The organism is Paenimyroides ceti, from assembly GCF_030409925.1.
Genome location: NZ_JAUFQU010000091.1, coordinates 1 through 15642 on the forward strand (window position 1 = coordinate 1; position 15642 = coordinate 15642).

At 34.5% G+C, this 15642-nt stretch carries 18 protein-coding genes and 6 pseudogenes; 16 read left to right on the plus strand and 8 right to left on the minus strand.

The annotated features are described in order from the left end of the window. Nucleotides 1–21 precede the first annotated feature (21 nt). From QW060_RS27070 to QW060_RS27115, 10 genes are all read left to right on the plus strand, one after another. On the plus strand, nucleotides 22–285 hold the full coding sequence (locus tag QW060_RS27070; protein ID WP_290365605.1) for a hypothetical protein: 264 nt from the start codon (nucleotides 22–24) through the stop codon (nucleotides 283–285). After that, entirely contained in the window at nucleotides 269–478 is a 210-nt protein-coding gene (locus tag QW060_RS27075; protein WP_290365606.1) for a DUF4252 domain-containing protein, read from the plus strand. The genes QW060_RS27070 and QW060_RS27075 overlap by 17 nt, the downstream gene beginning before the upstream one ends. Nucleotides 479–676: 198 nt before the next feature. Next, the gene (locus QW060_RS27080) at nucleotides 677–874 is read left to right on the plus strand and encodes a hypothetical protein (protein WP_290365607.1); all 198 of its coding nucleotides are present in this window, start codon (nucleotides 677–679) and stop codon (nucleotides 872–874) included. After that, nucleotides 834–1661, plus strand: a complete 828-nt coding sequence (locus tag QW060_RS27085; protein WP_290365608.1) for a 7TM-DISM domain-containing protein — start codon at nucleotides 834–836, stop codon at nucleotides 1659–1661. The genes QW060_RS27080 and QW060_RS27085 overlap by 41 nt, the downstream gene beginning before the upstream one ends. An 8-nt stretch (nucleotides 1662–1669) precedes the next feature. Further along, entirely contained in the window at nucleotides 1670–1885 is a 216-nt protein-coding gene (locus QW060_RS27090; RefSeq protein ID WP_290365609.1) for a hypothetical protein, read from the plus strand. Then, nucleotides 1879–2073, plus strand: coding sequence for a response regulator transcription factor (locus tag QW060_RS27095; RefSeq protein WP_290365618.1), 195 nt, complete (start codon nucleotides 1879–1881; stop codon nucleotides 2071–2073). Before QW060_RS27090 ends, QW060_RS27095 begins: the two co-directional genes overlap by 7 nt. Nucleotides 2074–2246: 173 nt before the next feature. Continuing rightward, the gene (locus QW060_RS27100; RefSeq protein WP_290365610.1) at nucleotides 2247–2378 is read left to right on the plus strand and encodes a hypothetical protein; all 132 of its coding nucleotides are present in this window, start codon (nucleotides 2247–2249) and stop codon (nucleotides 2376–2378) included. Then, nucleotides 2378–2683: a hypothetical protein gene (locus tag QW060_RS27105; protein WP_290365611.1), complete on the plus strand. Its 306-nt coding sequence runs from the start codon at nucleotides 2378–2380 to the stop codon at nucleotides 2681–2683. The genes QW060_RS27100 and QW060_RS27105 overlap by 1 nt, the downstream gene beginning before the upstream one ends. Before the next feature lie 11 nt (nucleotides 2684–2694). Further along, nucleotides 2695–3030 (plus strand): hypothetical protein, encoded by a 336-nt coding sequence (locus QW060_RS27110; protein WP_290365612.1) that lies wholly within the window; start codon nucleotides 2695–2697, stop codon nucleotides 3028–3030. Then, entirely contained in the window at nucleotides 3027–3566 is a 540-nt protein-coding gene (locus tag QW060_RS27115; protein ID WP_290365613.1) for a SprB repeat-containing protein, read from the plus strand. Before QW060_RS27110 ends, QW060_RS27115 begins: the two co-directional genes overlap by 4 nt. 32 nt (nucleotides 3567–3598) lie before the next feature. Here the strand turns inward: QW060_RS27115 and QW060_RS27120 are convergent. The 6 genes and pseudogenes from QW060_RS27120 to QW060_RS27145 all read right to left on the minus strand — a co-directional run bounded on the left by QW060_RS27120 (nucleotide 3599) and on the right by QW060_RS27145 (nucleotide 9322). Next, nucleotides 3599–4507, minus strand: a pseudogene (locus QW060_RS27120) (dialkylrecorsinol condensing enzyme DarA). Nucleotides 4508–4646: 139 nt separating this feature from the next. Further along, nucleotides 4647–5523 (minus strand): annotated as a pseudogene (locus QW060_RS27125) (LpxL/LpxP family acyltransferase). 1 nt (nucleotide 5524) lies between these two features. Continuing rightward, a complete protein-coding gene (locus tag QW060_RS27130; RefSeq protein WP_290364473.1) occupies nucleotides 5525–5779 on the minus strand; it encodes a phosphopantetheine-binding protein in 255 nt (84 codons plus the stop codon). An 8-nt stretch (nucleotides 5780–5787) separates the two neighbouring features. Next, a pseudogene (locus tag QW060_RS27135) lies at nucleotides 5788–7009 on the minus strand (beta-ketoacyl-[acyl-carrier-protein] synthase family protein). 3 nt (nucleotides 7010–7012) lie between these two features. After that, a pseudogene (gene fabG / locus QW060_RS27140) lies at nucleotides 7013–7743 on the minus strand (3-oxoacyl-ACP reductase FabG). 52 nt (nucleotides 7744–7795) lie between these two features. Continuing rightward, nucleotides 7796–9322 carry an HAL/PAL/TAL family ammonia-lyase gene (locus QW060_RS27145; RefSeq protein WP_290364476.1) on the minus strand — a complete coding sequence of 509 codons (1527 nt, stop codon included), beginning with the start codon at nucleotides 9320–9322 and terminating at the stop codon, nucleotides 7796–7798. Nucleotides 9323–9428: 106 nt separating this feature from the next. On the opposite strand from QW060_RS27145, the pseudogene QW060_RS27150 reads away from it, so the two are divergent. From QW060_RS27150 to QW060_RS27165, 4 genes and pseudogenes are all read left to right on the plus strand, one after another. Next, nucleotides 9429–10676 (plus strand): annotated as a pseudogene (locus QW060_RS27150) (NAD(P)/FAD-dependent oxidoreductase). A 75-nt stretch (nucleotides 10677–10751) separates the two neighbouring features. Further along, nucleotides 10752–11696, plus strand: coding sequence for a glycosyltransferase family 2 protein (locus tag QW060_RS27155; protein WP_290364477.1), 945 nt, complete (start codon nucleotides 10752–10754; stop codon nucleotides 11694–11696). Beyond that, on the plus strand, nucleotides 11689–12630 hold the full coding sequence (locus QW060_RS27160; protein WP_290365614.1) for a glucosyltransferase domain-containing protein: 942 nt from the start codon (nucleotides 11689–11691) through the stop codon (nucleotides 12628–12630). The genes QW060_RS27155 and QW060_RS27160 overlap by 8 nt, the downstream gene beginning before the upstream one ends. Before the next feature lie 5 nt (nucleotides 12631–12635). Beyond that, nucleotides 12636–13193: a hypothetical protein gene (locus QW060_RS27165; protein ID WP_290365615.1), complete on the plus strand. Its 558-nt coding sequence runs from the start codon at nucleotides 12636–12638 to the stop codon at nucleotides 13191–13193. Between the two features lie 117 nt (nucleotides 13194–13310). On the opposite strand, the gene QW060_RS27170 is transcribed toward QW060_RS27165, so the two are convergent. Further along, nucleotides 13311–13562, minus strand: a complete 252-nt coding sequence (locus tag QW060_RS27170) for a hypothetical protein (RefSeq protein ID WP_290365616.1) — start codon at nucleotides 13560–13562, stop codon at nucleotides 13311–13313. Further along, nucleotides 13556–13909 carry a hypothetical protein gene (locus QW060_RS27175; RefSeq protein WP_290365617.1) on the minus strand — a complete coding sequence of 118 codons (354 nt, stop codon included), beginning with the start codon at nucleotides 13907–13909 and terminating at the stop codon, nucleotides 13556–13558. Before QW060_RS27175 ends, QW060_RS27170 begins: the two co-directional genes overlap by 7 nt. Nucleotides 13910–14553: 644 nt before the next feature. Here QW060_RS27175 and ybeY point away from each other — a divergent pair. Together ybeY and QW060_RS27185 are read left to right on the plus strand one after the other, a co-directional pair. Next, on the plus strand, nucleotides 14554–14973 hold the full coding sequence (ybeY, locus tag QW060_RS27180; protein WP_290364480.1) for an rRNA maturation RNase YbeY: 420 nt from the start codon (nucleotides 14554–14556) through the stop codon (nucleotides 14971–14973). A 42-nt stretch (nucleotides 14974–15015) separates the two neighbouring features. Further along, nucleotides 15016–15642 (plus strand): annotated as a pseudogene (locus QW060_RS27185) (FAD-dependent oxidoreductase); the annotation flags it as partial.

Below are 15642 nucleotides of genomic sequence, written 5' to 3' on the forward strand. Positions count from 1 at the left end.
GAAACTTAAAAACAGAAAAAAATGAGACACCATAAATTTTTAGTCCTTATTATTCTGATGATGAGTCTTTTGTCATGTGCTTCATTCAGAAATAAAGAAATGGATCAGTTTTATAAAAAATATGACGATCAATCTACAAGTGTAAGAATTCCTAAGTTATTGCTAAAAATGGTCAGTAAAGAAAAAGAATTAAAGCCATTTCTTAAATATATAAAAACTACCCGTACTGTAGTGATTGAAAATGTGAGGATCGCAAGTGATAACAGATTTGAATACTGCACTTAAAAAAGACGGATATGAAGAATACATCAGCATAAACACTTCAGAAGAACAATTCGCTATCATGGCAATAGAAAGGAAGGATAAAATCACACACATTGTAATAAAGACAATAGAAGACGGAGAAATAAGTCTGATACAATCGCGTGTTAATATAGAATTAGAAGATTTCTCAAAGATGTTGAAACAACTGAATTAGTTAGAAGCCTGCTTTTAAGCGGGCTTTTTTAGTAAAAGTTCATTTTTGATTTTAGAATGTTTTGTTTATTTATGATCATATTGGTAGCTTATTTATCCATTCTGTATTTTTATTTTAAAAATATAACATAAACAAAATGAAAATAAAATATGGGTGGTGTTTTAAAAATGATATTTTTGCAATCAAAAAACACATCCTTTGAAACATTTTTTATCACTTATTTTCTTCATTTTTTCGTGGAGCTCTTTTTCTTATGGGAGTCTTCAAAAAGATACCGATATCGCTTTGCAAGAAATAGTTCCCTTGCAGTTTGAGCAAACCAATCAGACTTCTCTGTTTCATTATTATGACAAACATGATGATACACATTGGTTTAAATATAAAACTGTCGCCTGAGCAGCAAAACATTCCGATAATACTTACCGTTTCAAATATGAATTTTCAGGAATTGTCTTTGTTTGAAAAATACGGAGATAGTCTCTTATTTGTTGAACGAACAGGAAACAATTTCCGGTCATTAAAAGAAGAAACTACGCGTTTTAATCAGTTTAAAATTACCACAACTGCTTCAGAAATTTATCTGAGAGCCAAAATAAACAACTTTAGTCTTATTGATTTGGAAGTGGCGACGGTAGATGAATTCTATAAAAAAGAAAGCAAATCATTTTTATATTTAGGATTGTATTATGGGATTGTGATCATGTCCTTAATTTTCAACATCGTTTTTTATTTTGTATTTAAAGACAAGCGATTTATTACTTATTCTTTACTACTTTTTTCAGTAGCAATGATGTTTTTATATGAAGATGGCCTGTTTAGCTTTTTAACGACCAATCCGTGGCTGTTGAATAATTTTACGATGATTACTTCACCGGTTACTGCTCTTATTGCCTGTATATTTACTTATTACTTCTTAGAGTTAAAAAAATATGATGCGGCTTTTATCAGGAGAGTGTGCCCGGTGCTTTCTTTGTCTTTTTTATTTGCCTTACTTTTCTTTATTTTTCACAATAACATTCTTTTATCGGTCTGCAATATTTTTAATTTCATTGCCGCCTTATTATGTTGCCATGCCGCTATAAAACTTTTTAGAAAAGAAATACTGGCTCGTTTTCTTATCTTCACTTTGGGTATGGTACTGCTTTTCGGACTGCTCTATAATCTGCATCAATACGGGTTTTAGAAGCAGCTATGTTTGGGAGAAATACCTTTAAACTGGCCAGTTCTTTTGAGATCATAACCATTAGTTTTGCCATCATTTACAAAATTAGAAAGGTAAGGGCAGAGAATACTCATTTTAAGACAGAAATCAAAAGATATATTCAGGAGCTTGAAACAGAAAAAAACAAAGTACAACCCATAAGCTCTGTTCCATCTGATACAGAGATTAGTCTTGCGATCTGGTAAAAAAATTCAATCTTACAGAAAGAGAATTACAGGTGCTGGAAGGAATCAATAACGGATTATCTAATCAGGAAATAGCGGCTCAATTGTTTTTATCATTAAGTACCGTTAAATTTCATATCGGTAATCTGTATTCGAAACTGGATATTAAGAATAGAACTCAGGCAATTAAATTACTACATAGAAAATAGAAAAAGAGAAACTGTCCGGTTATTTAATAACAGAATTGATCCCATTTTTTTACTCCATAAACAGCGCTTTAGTGCTGTTTTTTTGTGTATTTACATAAATTTTATACAAAGAAAATAGAGTTTTATATAAGGCAAAACACACTATTTTAATATGGAAAAATAAGATGTTTTTTATGCTTTATTCCGGTACAAAAAAACAAATTCTGATATTCACAAGTTGGTATTTGCATCTATCCATTTGGGTAGTGGTTTGTAACTTATTTATTTTCAGCATTTTATTTGTTTACAACTATACTTTGGTATAGTGTATTTTTTAACAAAAAAAGGTACGTTTGGTATTGAACTATACAAAAACTTCATTAACCATTTAACACTATTCAAAATGAGGAAATTCTATTCTCAGTATTCAGGACTCTTTTTCCTGATGTATCTGCTGTTGTTTTTCGCAAGTGAATCTGCAGCAAAGACGACCGTCTGTAACAGCGGTCTTTTGAACTCCGGTTTTGTCCCCGGCAATGTCACTGATAGCAATAATTCTACGATGACAAAGAACAATATCAACACTTATATTTTCAAAAATCAGAGTGTGCGAATCGTAAATAATCATTAATGAGAGAAAGTATGAAAAACATTTATTCATTATTATTGATAATCGTACTGATTCTCTCTAATACCATGTATGCACAGACAAGTACTGAACAATTTGAAACTGAATCAAATGGTAGTACTAGCTTTACTGATAACGGTGTCATATTTAATATTATTTCTCACGCGAGTACATTTGATATTCAGGCTAATTATCCAGCTACTGGTTGGAGCGGAACTAATATAGATAATCGGTACATTGACAATAGCCTTACACCTCAAAACGGAGCTTCATTTAGTATTAAAACAACTTCTAATCTGTTTAAAGTAAACAGATTTTGGGTGTATTTGTCAGATGCTAATTTAAATTGAGCACTGCAGGAACTCTAACAATAACAGGAAAACTCAGTGGCGTAACAAAATTTACCCAAACCAAAACCACTGGTTTTAATACTTCCGTGGCAACAGCCAATGGCTATACCTTGATTGACCTGACCAATCTGAACGGACAGAATTACAGCAATATTATTATTGATCAATTGCAAATTACACTGGGTGGAGGATACACTTATGCCGCTCTTGATGCTTTTACCTGGGTTAAAGATTCTAATTTAGTGATAGATCTTGATACTCCAACAGTTACTTTGAGCAGTCAGACCAATGTAGCCTGTAATGGTAGTGCTACGGGAGCTGCCACAGTAAGTGTTTCGGGAGGAACTGCACCCTATACCTATTCATGGTCTCCTTCTGGTGGCACAGCAGCAACAGCAACCGGATTGGTTGCCGGAACTTACACAGTTACTGTGACAGATGCTACCAATAAAACAAAATCGCTACCGGTTACTATTACCCAGCCTGCTGCTTTAACAGCTACTACTTCATTAACAAACAATGGCATCATTAGGTAAAAAATGAGAGGTTTTATTTATGTAAACTTCTTTCATCGTTGACTTATTCCTTGATAATATTTCTTTTCTTTCCTGATTTTAAAATACAAAAGAGGATACAAAAGGGTTTCTATTAAATGTACGATCGGTGATAACAACCAGATGGCTATAAATAAATAATAATTAAAAAGCCGGATTAGCATTTTTCTTTCGAGGGATTTTTTAAGATCAGACGGGACCATATACGGAACATTTTGTTAGCTTTTTTATCCATAGAGACCAAAAAATGCCTTATTTCAACCGCATTATTACGCACCAGTTCTTTTTGCAATCCTTCGTAATAGTTTGCCATCAGATATGGTTTGATGAGATGACCGAATTTTTCGGCTGCTGTGATTTCTTGTTGGGAAACACCGGTAAAGGAAGAAAACCGTATGTTTTTCTTTTGATTCCGGAAAACATCCAGTCCACTACCGTAATAACACTGACCAGGTTGATGTTTCGGTCTGTCAATGCAATATTGCCTACTAATACAGCCTTATGAGCTGCCAGTAGCTTTTTTATTTTTTCTTGTGCAAATACCCACATATTTCTGCTGCCGCTTACGGTGATTACCGGAGTATCTTTAAGCAACTGAGCAGCATAATTGCTTTTCAGAAACGAAATGACGGGTAGAGAAGGGGTAAGGTACCAAACCTGATAATAAAACAGGATAAGATCGTATTTTTTGGATGTTATTTCCGGTTCCGAGGTATGATTTGCTGAGGAATCTGCTGAAATGTTTCCGGAAAAACATTAAAAAAAGCCTCTGAATTCCACGGAAAAGGAAATTCCTGCTGCATTTTAATCTGATAGTATGTTACTTCTATTTCGTTGTCATTCAGAAAAGGCTTACAGATGGAATCTGCAATTTCTTTTAGCTGGCCTGATTGTGAATAATATAGTATCAATACGTTTTTCATCTTCCTCTTTTGCGAGTTGTAAAAGTATTACAATTTATTAAATTAGACCGGTATCTTTTTTGGATTCGCTTATTTTATCTCTTAAAAACCGGGAAATATTTCCCATTTCTGTTATAGGATGAAAAACAAAACAGCTCCGTTAAACGTTTTTCCAAAAATCAAAATAGTTAAACCACTGTAACGGATATTTTTTTACCATCTGTTCCACACTTTGTACATATGAATATAGTAATCCTTTCGCATCTCTGTGTTTAATCGTCTCTGACCTGCGGGCATATAAATGATAATGCAGATTTTTTTCTTTCATTACATATACATAGGCAACCGGAACTTTAAGGCGGGAAGCAATTAAAAACGGTCCTGCAGGAAAAGTAGCTTCTCTTCCTAAAATTTTTCAGACATGGTTTTAGATCCTTCAAAATAGCGGTCTCCGGTAAAGCAAATCAGTCCGTTGGCAGCCAATGCATTGTTGATTTCAAAAATATGGGACATATCTTCTTTTACAAAAATGAATTTCATCTTGGGTTTTCGGAAATACCTTCCATATATTTTTTTATAACCGAATGTTCCTGATCAGTCGTAACCAAATGGATTTGAAAATCCATATCGATATCCGCAAAGAATTTTTCCGCTACTTCAAAATTACCTACATGAGCACTGATGAGAATACCTCCCTTTTTTTCGTGTAATAATTCTTTAAGTGTTTCTATACCGTCAAACTCATAGGTAAATTTTTCGCGCATTCCTGCAGAAATTGCCGTTTTATCGATTAATACCTTTCCAAACGTAAAGTAACTCCCATAGACCATAAAAATGGATTTTACATAGGAAAACCCCTGTCTTTTGTGCAGGTAATAAAAGATATCGCGGAAACTCTTGGGATAGAATATAAAATAATAAAAAGCTACAAAAATCAGCAGTCCGTAAGCTGCTCTGATTCCGAGCTTTTTTATACTAAAAACAAATATTTTATATCCTAAAAGGGTTCCTTTAGACTTACCGTCCCACTGACTCATGTTACGATGCTTTTACCGTAATTTTATCCTCAATTACGTTATAGAAGTCTTGGAATGTATTAATTCCGACAAAGTCTGCTTCTCCTAATTTTACCCCAAAATTAGATTCAATAATTACTACCAGATCTACATAGTCAAGGCTATCCAGATCCAATGTTTCTTTTAAATTTTTTTCGTCGGAAATAAGTTCTGCATCGATTTCAAACTCTTCAACTAAAATATCATTTACCTTTTCAATGATTGCTTCCATCTTCATTTATGCTTTTATTTTATCTTTTTTACGATTATAGCAGAATTCGTGCCACCAAACCCAAAAGAGTTGGACAAATATATGTCAAATTCTTTATTTATTGTTTTAGTTGCAATATTTAACAATTTTGCATCTTCATCAGGCTGTTCTAAATTGATGTTGGGCGCTATAAAAGAATGCTGCATCATCAACGTTGAATAAATAATTTCGCTGGCACCTGCCATCCAACATTCATGGCCAGTCATTGATTTGGTCGAACTCACGTACGGTCTTGATGCTCCGAATACTTCATGAATAGCTTTCGCTTCATTGGCATCTCCAACAGGAGTAGAGGTAGCATGAGCATTGATGTAGGCTATCTCTTCTGGTTTTAGTCCGGCTGTTTCAATGCTTTTTTCATAGCCGTTGCGGGACCTTCTACGTTGGGTGTGGAGATATGACCACCATTAGACGAAAATCCATACCCGACAATTTCTGCAATAATAGGAGCCCCTCTCTTTACAGCCGATTCATAACTCTCGAGAATGATGGTTGCTCCGCCTCCGCTGGGAACTAATCCATCCCGTGAGACATCAAAAGGCCGTGAAGCTTTTGCCGGCTCTTTTTCCTGAGGAAAAAAACGCCTAATCCGTCAAAGCTCGCCATGGCATATTTATTAATTTCCTGAGCTCCACCACAAATCACAGTATCCTGTAAACCGTTTTTGATCATCATATAGCCCAAACCAATAGCATGAGAACCACTTGCGCAAGCAGCACTGATGGTCATATTGATACCCGTAATATTGAGAATAGTGGAGAGGTTCATGGTGATCGTGGAATTCATTGATTTGAAAATAGCCCCCGAACCAATCAAAGCCGTATCCTTTTTTTCACGCACAATATCGGTTGCATCAATGACAGCTTTTGAGACACTGTCATTTCCGTATATAAGTCCTATTTCATTTTTGTTAAAAAAGGCTTCATCTATACCTGCATTTTTAAGTGCCTCCATTGTAGCCAGATATGCATATTCCGTTTCTTCACCAATGGTAATACGCTGACGGCGGTGCAGTACTTTTTTCAGATCGGGTACCGGAACCTTTCCGGTTAAAGCAGACTGAAATCCGTATGGTTTTCTTTCAGGATCAAAAACAATTCCTGATTTTCCTTCGTATAATGATTGTTTTACTTCTTCAAGAGAAGTTCCAATACAGGAATAAATTCCCATTCCGGTAATAACTACTCTGTTGTCCATACCTTAAGAATAAATACCTCCGTTTATATTTATGGTTTCGCCCGTAATATAGCCTGCTTTATCCGACGCCAGAAAAGCAACGAGATTCGCTACTTCTTCCGCTTCTCCAAATCGGTTGGCAGGTATCATTTTTATGAGTTCTTTTTCATCGAGATCCGCTGTCATATCGGTTCTTATAAAACCCGGAGCTACAGCATTCACGGTTATTTTTCGTTTGGCAACTTCCTGAGCAAGGGCTTTTGTAGCCGCAACAAGTGCTCCTTTGGCTGCTGAATAGTTGGTCTGGCCCGGAGTTCCTTTTACTCCGGAAACGGAAACCATGTTTATGATTCTGCCGTACTTGCTGCGCAGCATTTCCTGAATAAAGAAATTGGTCACGTTATAAAAACCATTTAATGTGATATCTATAACTGATTTCCAGTCCTCAGGCTGCATCCACATAAATAATCCGTCACGTGTGATTCCGGCATTGTTAACAATGACTTCCACAACCGCCTGCGGATTGTTTTCTTTCCAGGTATGCAATACCTTATTGACTGCTTCATGATCTGCTACATCAAATTTAAGTATTTCTGCAGTAGCTCCTAAAGCCTCTATTTCTGCCAATGTCTGCAACGCAGCTTCTTTATTGACTGATAATTTATGAGTATATGGTAGGCATTCTCCGATGCCAGTTTTAAACAAATTGCTTTTCCTATTCCTCTTGAACCTCCGGTAACTAAAGCACACTTCATTGATTGTCATTTATTTATAGTATAAACACGAATTTAAATTAAATTATGTTTATTAATTTATGGCTTGCATTAAATATTCTTTTACTTTTTGTACATAAGGATACATGATCTGATCTTCACTGAAGGTTGCCACGATACGGCGTATGTTGTCGTATTCTTTTTTAGAAGATTGTGACAGTTTAGCCGTTATCTCCAGTGCATCTATTGCCTGTGCAATGGTTATGTATTCTATGGCCAATACTTCAAAAGCATTTTCTATTACTTTACTGCACATAAGGGCTGCATTGGTACCCATGCTTACAATATCCTGATTGTCGTTGTTATTCGGTATGCTGTGTACATACATGGAAGTGGATAATGCCTGATTTTCTGCTGTAGTAGAAGTAGCAGTAAACTGTACTCCCTGCATTCCAAAATTAAATCCGAGTTTTCCTAAATTAACAAACGGAGGTAATAGTTCATTTATTTTGGCATTGAGCAAATAATTGAGCTGACGCTCTGCCAGCATGCTCAGTTTTGTAATCACCAGTTTCAGTTTATCCATTTCCAGTGCAACATAATCTCCGTGAAAATTACCACCATGGTATACCTGCTGTGTTGCAACATCAATGATTGGGTTGTCATTGGCAGAGTTGATTTCATTTTCAAGAATGGTACCAACATTTTCTATGGTATCGGAAATAGGTCCCAATATCTGAGGAATACAGCGAATGGAATAATATTCCTGTACTTTTTCTTTAAATACCTCTTCTTTATTGGTACCGCTGTATAAGTGATCGGCTCTTTTGCGCACCAGTTGACTATCTGCCAGATGGGCTCTCATTTCCGCAGCGATTTTTTGCTGTCCTTTATGAAGCTTTGTATGGTTCAGGGTTTCTGACAAATGGTCGTCATACGCCTGTACCAGTTCATTAATCATACAAGAAGCTTTTACAGCATAATCCAATAAGGTTTCTGCCTGGCGCACATTTACAATACCAATCCCCGTCATCACCGATGTACCGTTCATAAGTCCGATGCCTTCTCTTATTTTTACTTCAATCGGCTTTAGATTTTCAATAGCAAATACTTCCTGTGTGCTTTTGCGTTCCCCTTTATAAAACACTTCACCTTCACCGATCAATACCAGAGCAAGATGAGCCAATTGTACCAGATCACCACTTGCACCAACGCCTCCATGAGAAAAAATCAACGGTGTGATGTCTCTGTTGATCAATTCTTTCATCAGTTCTATCACGGATATATGAATGCCGGAATTACCTCTGGATAAAGTGTTTAAACGAGCCAGAATTGCCGCTTTTGTATGCAATGCTGACAAAGGCTGTCCCGTACCTGAAGAATGGCTTCTGATCAGGTTGAACTGTAATTGCAGGCAATCTTCTTCTTTTATGCGATATTGAGCCATTGGTCCGAAACCTGTATTGACACCATAAATGACTTTATTGGATGAAAAGTCTCTTAAAAACTCAAAACTTTCAATCACGCGTCTGGTTACTTCAGGATGGACTTCAATCTGCTTATTTTCAAAAATGATTTTTGAAAATTCACTCAGCGTTAAATATTCATTGATAATGTTCATTATCGGCTAAAAGATAAATTAATAAATAGAAAAATATGGCAAATAGTTAATAACTTTGACCCTATAATTTTCAGCAAATTTAATCTTTTTAAAATTATATGATATGATGACCACAGAAAATGTTGATGTGTTGATAATCGGTGCCGGCCCGTCCGGAAGTGTGGCTGCAGGATACCTGCATAAAAAGAATATAAATATAAAGATTGTTGAAAAAACGAAATTTCCGCGTATCGTGGTAGGCGAAAGTTTGATTCCACGGGTGATGGATCATTTCGATGAAGCCGGTTTATTTGAAAAACTGGATACCTACCGATTTGAAAAAAAATTAGGTGCTCGGTTTATCCGAGGAGAAGAAATATGCATTTTTGATTTCAGTAAGAAATTCGGAAAAGGATGGGACTGGACCTGGCAGGTACCCCGTGCCGATTTGATAAAGCCATTACAGATGAACTACAAAATAAAGGTGTTGACATCGAATTTGAAAGTGAAGTAATCGAAGTAGTATTTGAAGGTACGCGTTCAAAAACTACGATCCGTACAAAAGAAGGTGCTCTAAAAATCATTGAAGCTGAGTTCTAATTGACGCCAGCGGTTACGGAAGGGTTTTACCCCGATTAATGGATTTGGATGAACCTTCGAAACTCAATCCTCATTCGGCTATTTTTACGCATATAAAAGATGTTAACCGACCGGCAGGTGAGGAGGGAACCCTTATTTCTTTTGATATTCTGGAAACAGAAGTGTGGTTATGGGTCATCCCTTTTTCAAATGGCAATACCAGTGTAGGTATTGTCGGTCCTACGGATTTTATCAATGCTCTTTCAACAGATGAAAATACTACAGAAGCACTTCAAAATGCAATTTCAAAATCAGATTATTATATCAAACGTTTTGGAAGCCTTCCGTTTCTTTTTGAACCTAAAAAATTGACCAATTATTCCGTTGCTGTGAAACAAATGTATGGTGAAGGTTTTGTAATGACCGGAAACAGTACGGAATTTTTAGATCCTGTATTTTCTTCAGGTGTCTGTTTTGCTACCGAATCGGGCATACTGGCTGCTAAACTGGCATTCCGACAACTGCATGGAGAAATGGTGAACTGGGAAACGGAATATGCCGATTATATGAAAGAAGGCATTAGTGTTTTTACAACGTATGTAAAAGAATGGTATACAGGAAATTTGCAGGAACTTTTCTACCATCAGCCTGAAAACCCTGATGTAAAAGAAAAAATATGCGCCGTACTTGCCGTTATGTGTGGAATAAAGAAAATCCTTTTGTTCTAAAACACGATAAAGTGATAAAGAATATGGCACATCTGATACAACTGGAAAAAGAAAATAAAACCGATTGAGTACCATCGGTTTTTTTTTTACTTTAGTAAAATTAAAAAATGTATTTTTGGCTGTACCTATAATTACAGTCATTTATGAAACAGATCTGTATAATTGTTCCTGTTTATAACGAAGAATTAAGTATTGATACCTTTTTTAATACGTTTTTGAAATTTAACGAAGCTTTAGTGAATAAAGGATACTCTGCAAGCGTTTTATTTGTCGATGATGGAAGTAAAGATAAAACACCAACCATTCTAAACCACTTGATTACTGAGCATACAAATTGTAAAGCATTAATTTTTTCGAGAAATTTTGGGAAAGAAGCAGCTTTATTTGCCGGGTTGGAACATGCCGAAGGTGATTTAATGATTCCTATGGATGTTGATTTGCAGGATCCTTTTGAATTGATTTTTGAAATGCTTACCGCTTACGAAAAAGGGGCAGATGTAGTTTTGGCAAGGAGAGCCAACAGAGAAACCGATACCGTTGTAAAAAGATTTTCGGCACAATGGTTTTACAGGTTGAACAATAAAATGTCGACCTTAAAACTGGAAGAAAATGTAGGCGATTTCAGATTAATGACCCGCAAGGTTGTAAATGAAATTGTGAGTTTACAGGAAAACCAGCTTTTTATGAAAGGATTAATGAGCTGGGTTGGTTTTGAAACCACTGTAGTAAATTACAGCAGACCAGGCCGTACAGAAGGTAAAACCAAGTTCAACTACATTAAATTATGGAATTTGGCTGTACAGGGAATCACGTCTTTTTCAACCCTGCCTTTAAAAGTCTGGACGTATTTTGGAAGTTTTATTGCCTTTATATCATTCTTATACGGACTAAAAATTATTATTGAAAAACTCTTTTTCGGAATAAACGCGTCGGGTTATGCATCGTTAATGGTTGCCATACTCTTTTTTGGAGGTGTTCAACTAATTGGTATCGGAGTTTTAGGCGAATATTTAGGAAGAACATACTTAGAAAGCAAACGCAGACCACGTTATATTATAAAACATAAAATCGATAAAAAACATGAATGATTATTTATCTAAACCGTTTTCAGAATCCATTCAAATTCTTAAAAATAATAAAACCTATATACTATCAATAGTAGCACTTGCCATTTTATATGTTTTACCAATTGTTTTAGCTAATACGCATTATATAGACGATTTAAACAGAACGGTTGCAGGATATAACTGGGATCATGACGGACGGTTTGTAAGTTCAAAAATAATGCATTTATTATCTTTCCAAAAGGAAGTTGTGTACAGTTTGTATCCGTTTTCAAACATGATTAGCGCGGTTATTTTGGCGTTGTCGGGCTTTATAATTTCGTATTCTGTAGGTGTTCGCAATAAATTAATGCTTTTTATTGGTAGTTTTCTGCTGTTGACCTGTCCGTTTTTATTGGAAATACTATTATATAGGTTCGATTGCATCCCGATCAGCTTATCTATATTGAGCATTGCCGTTCCGTTTTTATTTTATAATAATAAAAAGATCTTTTTTGCGGTATCAGTTATAAGTGTGTTTTTATGTTTAGGGTTGTATCAAACCTCAGCATTGTCATATTGCATCATATTGTGTTTTCTTTTGCTGAAAGAGGTTTGGAACAATCAATTTAAAACGGCAATAATGAGCTTACTTATTGCCTCCAGCGCATTCATAATCGGTTTTTTTAGTTATAAAATAGTTTTAAAATGGTTAGATTTAAACTTGCTGCAAGATAGAAGAGCTGATTTTATCTTTACTGATGATAATTTTAAAATGCTATTGGAAGAACGTTTTTACAGCATGCTTGATTTGGTAAAACTTTTAATGTTGTCTTCCTACCGATTTGTTTTTTATATCCTGCTTTTTTTTAGTGTTTTAAGTATCGTTATTTACTTTAAAAATAATTTTAAAGCGCTGTTTAATAAATCTTTACTCATAAAAGTAAGTATTACTCTTGTTTTAATTTTTGTATTTTAATATTTATGGCAGGTGTAAATATGTTTGTATATGAGCCACGCTGGGTTCCACGTGCAATGATTGGTTGGGCAGTAGGTATTTACGGACTCTATTTTGCAATTTCATTAAATAGTAATTATAAAAATATTATGGCTGTAATTTCATTTATACCGTTTATTTATTATTCTTTTTTAATGTCGTCACAATTGGCTATTTACTTAAAAAATCAAGATGATTTTTCCGATTACATCATCAATCTTCTATCTCCTAAATTGTTTGAGCATGGTAAGCCAAAAGTAATTATAAACGGAGTAAACAAAACAGCACACCGAAACATCACGATTAATTTCAGCACCATGCCGCTTATTTACCAACTGGCACCGATATATGAAAATAATGGTTGGGGTTGGGGAATTATCAGACTGAATAAATTTGATAATATATCAAGTGAATATATTGGAGGGCAGGAACGTTTAGATGTTCTTGCTAAGATGAAAGAATTTCCTATTATAGATCAAAACGTCTATTATACACTAAGAATTAAAGACGGTATCGCTATTGTTGATTTTGATAAAAATGAGTAAATACATATCAAATGAATTTATGTATAAGTTGGTTGTGTAAAATTTTTATGACAAAAACGCAAGGTTTAAAATACTTGAAGTCCAAAAAAAACCGTTACTGAGTAACGGTTTTTTTTATTATTTATTCGCTTTTTTAAGATCTGCTGCGAGTATTTTAGCAAGTTTAGCATAACCTTCAGATATACGGTATCCACTGTTATAATCAGTACCCATAGTACCGTTACCTTCTACTTTTTGAATACTCGCTTTGTAAAGAATGTCAGCAGGGTTATTTTTATCATACACTGTAATTGTTGCATTGATTTTTGCAGGTTGTCTCATAACGCCCACATTATATCCGGGATAGATCCAGGTAGTTGTAATCAGCATTTCATGAGTGGCAGAGGATAAATTTTTATCTGCCTTAATAGAGCCATTGTCAAAACGCTTGTTAAACGATTCAATAAATTTAGGTTCATATCTATTGTTACGATCCGCAAACCAGGATTGTTTAAATTCTTCATGCGTTCCGTTTTCTCTCTTTTTGCCATTTTATCTTTCAAAAATGCTTCTTCTGTTTCAAACTTATCCACTTTCAGATTCGAGTAATCAAATACCAGATTATAAGACTTAATACCTTTTAGATTGTTTATAGAACCCTGTTCGGTCTTTAGTTTCTGTGAAAATACGTTCACTGTAAAAGAAACCAACACTAATAATAATACATTTGTTTTCATATATAGTTTTTTAAAGACCTCAAAATTAACCAACAAAATGAATTATTACCTTTAAATTTTAACATTGTTCATTATTATCGTTATGTTACTTGTATTCAATACATTAAGAAATTAATTTAATTGTTGAAAACTTTAAATAAATAAAAACAACTTTTTTTTGAAATACAGATAATAATTACAATACAAGAATTGGAAAGACAAAAGCAAGAGAAGTTTTAAAAATCCGTCAGAATATTATCAAACAATTTTAAGTACTTATCAACATCACTTGGTCCCTAAACTTTTCAGTTCATAACATTAACTTAACCTTAACGCAATGTTGATATAATATAAAAGGTATTTAATTTTCAATCAGTTATAATTTGATATAGTGTTGATAAGTATTCATAAGTCAATAAACAAAGCGTATTCAAAAAACTTATGCTAACAATTAACAAGCAATATAAAGAAGAAATCTTTTTTAAATTTTTAAAATCTTTTTTCTTTTATTATAAGATGTTGATAACAACTTATGTTTGATTTAGGGCATAAAATGGGTATCATATACTATTGTATTGATTTTCAAATAATTAGTTTAAAATTTTATTTATTTTTTAGTATTTCCTTTTTATTTTTCTGTTTACCTTTGTAGATATTTTTTTATAATGGTACTATTTAATTACGAAACTGAATTTCAGTTAGCGTCTGAATCCAAATATGAAAACTGGATTGATGCTGTTGTGGAGTCAGAAAACAAAATATCTGGTGAGATCAATTATATCTTTTGCGATGACGCCTATCTTCATAAAATTAATGTAGAATATCTGAATCATGATGATTATACTGATATCATCAGTTTTGATTATACAATAGGAAATCTTATATCAGGTGATATTTTTATCTCATTAGAAAGAGTACAAGAGAATGCAAAAGAATTCGAGGTATCATTTGAAGAAGAATTATTACGAGTTATGGCTCATGGTGTATTGCACTATTGCGGATACAAAGATAAATCTGTAGAAGAAGCAGCCTTAATGCGCTCAAAAGAAGAAGAGAAAATGCAGATGTTTCACGTGGAACAATAGCATACTTTCTTGAAAAATTAATTTAATGTTTCACGTGGAACAATGAGTATGTTTGATGTATATGATGTTATAGTTGTTGGTGCTGGTCATGCCGGATCTGAGGCAGCCGCAGCCGCAGCTAATATGGGAATGAAAACTCTTTTGGTTACAATGAGTTTACAAAATATTGCCCAAATGTCTTGCAATCCTGCAATGGGTGGAATTGCTAAAGGACAGATAGTAAGAGAAATTGATGCTTTGGGAGGATACTCCGGAATTGTTTCTGATAATACTGCCATTCAGTTTAAGATGCTGAACAAATCTAAAGGACCTGCTATGTGGTCACCAAGAGTTCAGAGTGATCGAATGCGCTTTGCTGAAACATGGAGAATCATGTTGGAAAATACTCCAAATCTCGATTTTTATCAGGAAATGATTTCAAGCGTTTTGGTAGAAAACCATAAAGTAGTTGGTGTAAAAACCAATCTGGGGATAGAGATAAAAGCAAAGACAATTGTACTGACCAATGGAACTTTTCTAAATGGTTTGATTCATATTGGAGAAAAACAATTTGGTGGTGGCCGAGCAGGTGAGGGGCTTCATTTGGTATTACTGAAGATCTGTTGAAAATGTTTTGAAGCTGGTCGTATGAAGACAGGAACTCCGCCGCGTGTAGATGGGAGAAGCCTT

Coding starts and splice junctions, on each gene's coding strand:
- QW060_RS27070 (WP_290365605.1), top strand. CDS start 22: ATGAGACACCATAAATTTTTAGTCCTTATTATTCTGATGATGAGTCTT.
- QW060_RS27090 (WP_290365609.1), top strand. CDS start 1,670: ATGTTTGGGAGAAATACCTTTAAACTGGCCAGTTCTTTTGAGATCATA.
- QW060_RS27175 (WP_290365617.1), bottom strand. CDS start 13,909: ATGAAAACAAATGTATTATTATTAGTGTTGGTTTCTTTTACAGTGAAC.
- QW060_RS27110 (WP_290365612.1), top strand. CDS start 2,695: ATGAAAAACATTTATTCATTATTATTGATAATCGTACTGATTCTCTCT.
- QW060_RS27155 (WP_290364477.1), top strand. CDS start 10,752: ATGAAACAGATCTGTATAATTGTTCCTGTTTATAACGAAGAATTAAGT.
- QW060_RS27130 (WP_290364473.1), bottom strand. CDS start 5,779: ATGAAGATGGAAGCAATCATTGAAAAGGTAAATGATATTTTAGTTGAA.
- QW060_RS27100 (WP_290365610.1), top strand. CDS start 2,247: ATGCTTTATTCCGGTACAAAAAAACAAATTCTGATATTCACAAGTTGG.
- QW060_RS27085 (WP_290365608.1), top strand. CDS start 834: ATGATGATACACATTGGTTTAAATATAAAACTGTCGCCTGAGCAGCAA.
- QW060_RS27145 (WP_290364476.1), bottom strand. CDS start 9,322: ATGAACATTATCAATGAATATTTAACGCTGAGTGAATTTTCAAAAATC.
- QW060_RS27165 (WP_290365615.1), top strand. CDS start 12,636: ATGGCAGGTGTAAATATGTTTGTATATGAGCCACGCTGGGTTCCACGT.
- QW060_RS27170 (WP_290365616.1), bottom strand. CDS start 13,562: ATGCTGATTACAACTACCTGGATCTATCCCGGATATAATGTGGGCGTT.
- ybeY (WP_290364480.1), top strand. CDS start 14,554: ATGGTACTATTTAATTACGAAACTGAATTTCAGTTAGCGTCTGAATCC.
- QW060_RS27160 (WP_290365614.1), top strand. CDS start 11,689: ATGAATGATTATTTATCTAAACCGTTTTCAGAATCCATTCAAATTCTT.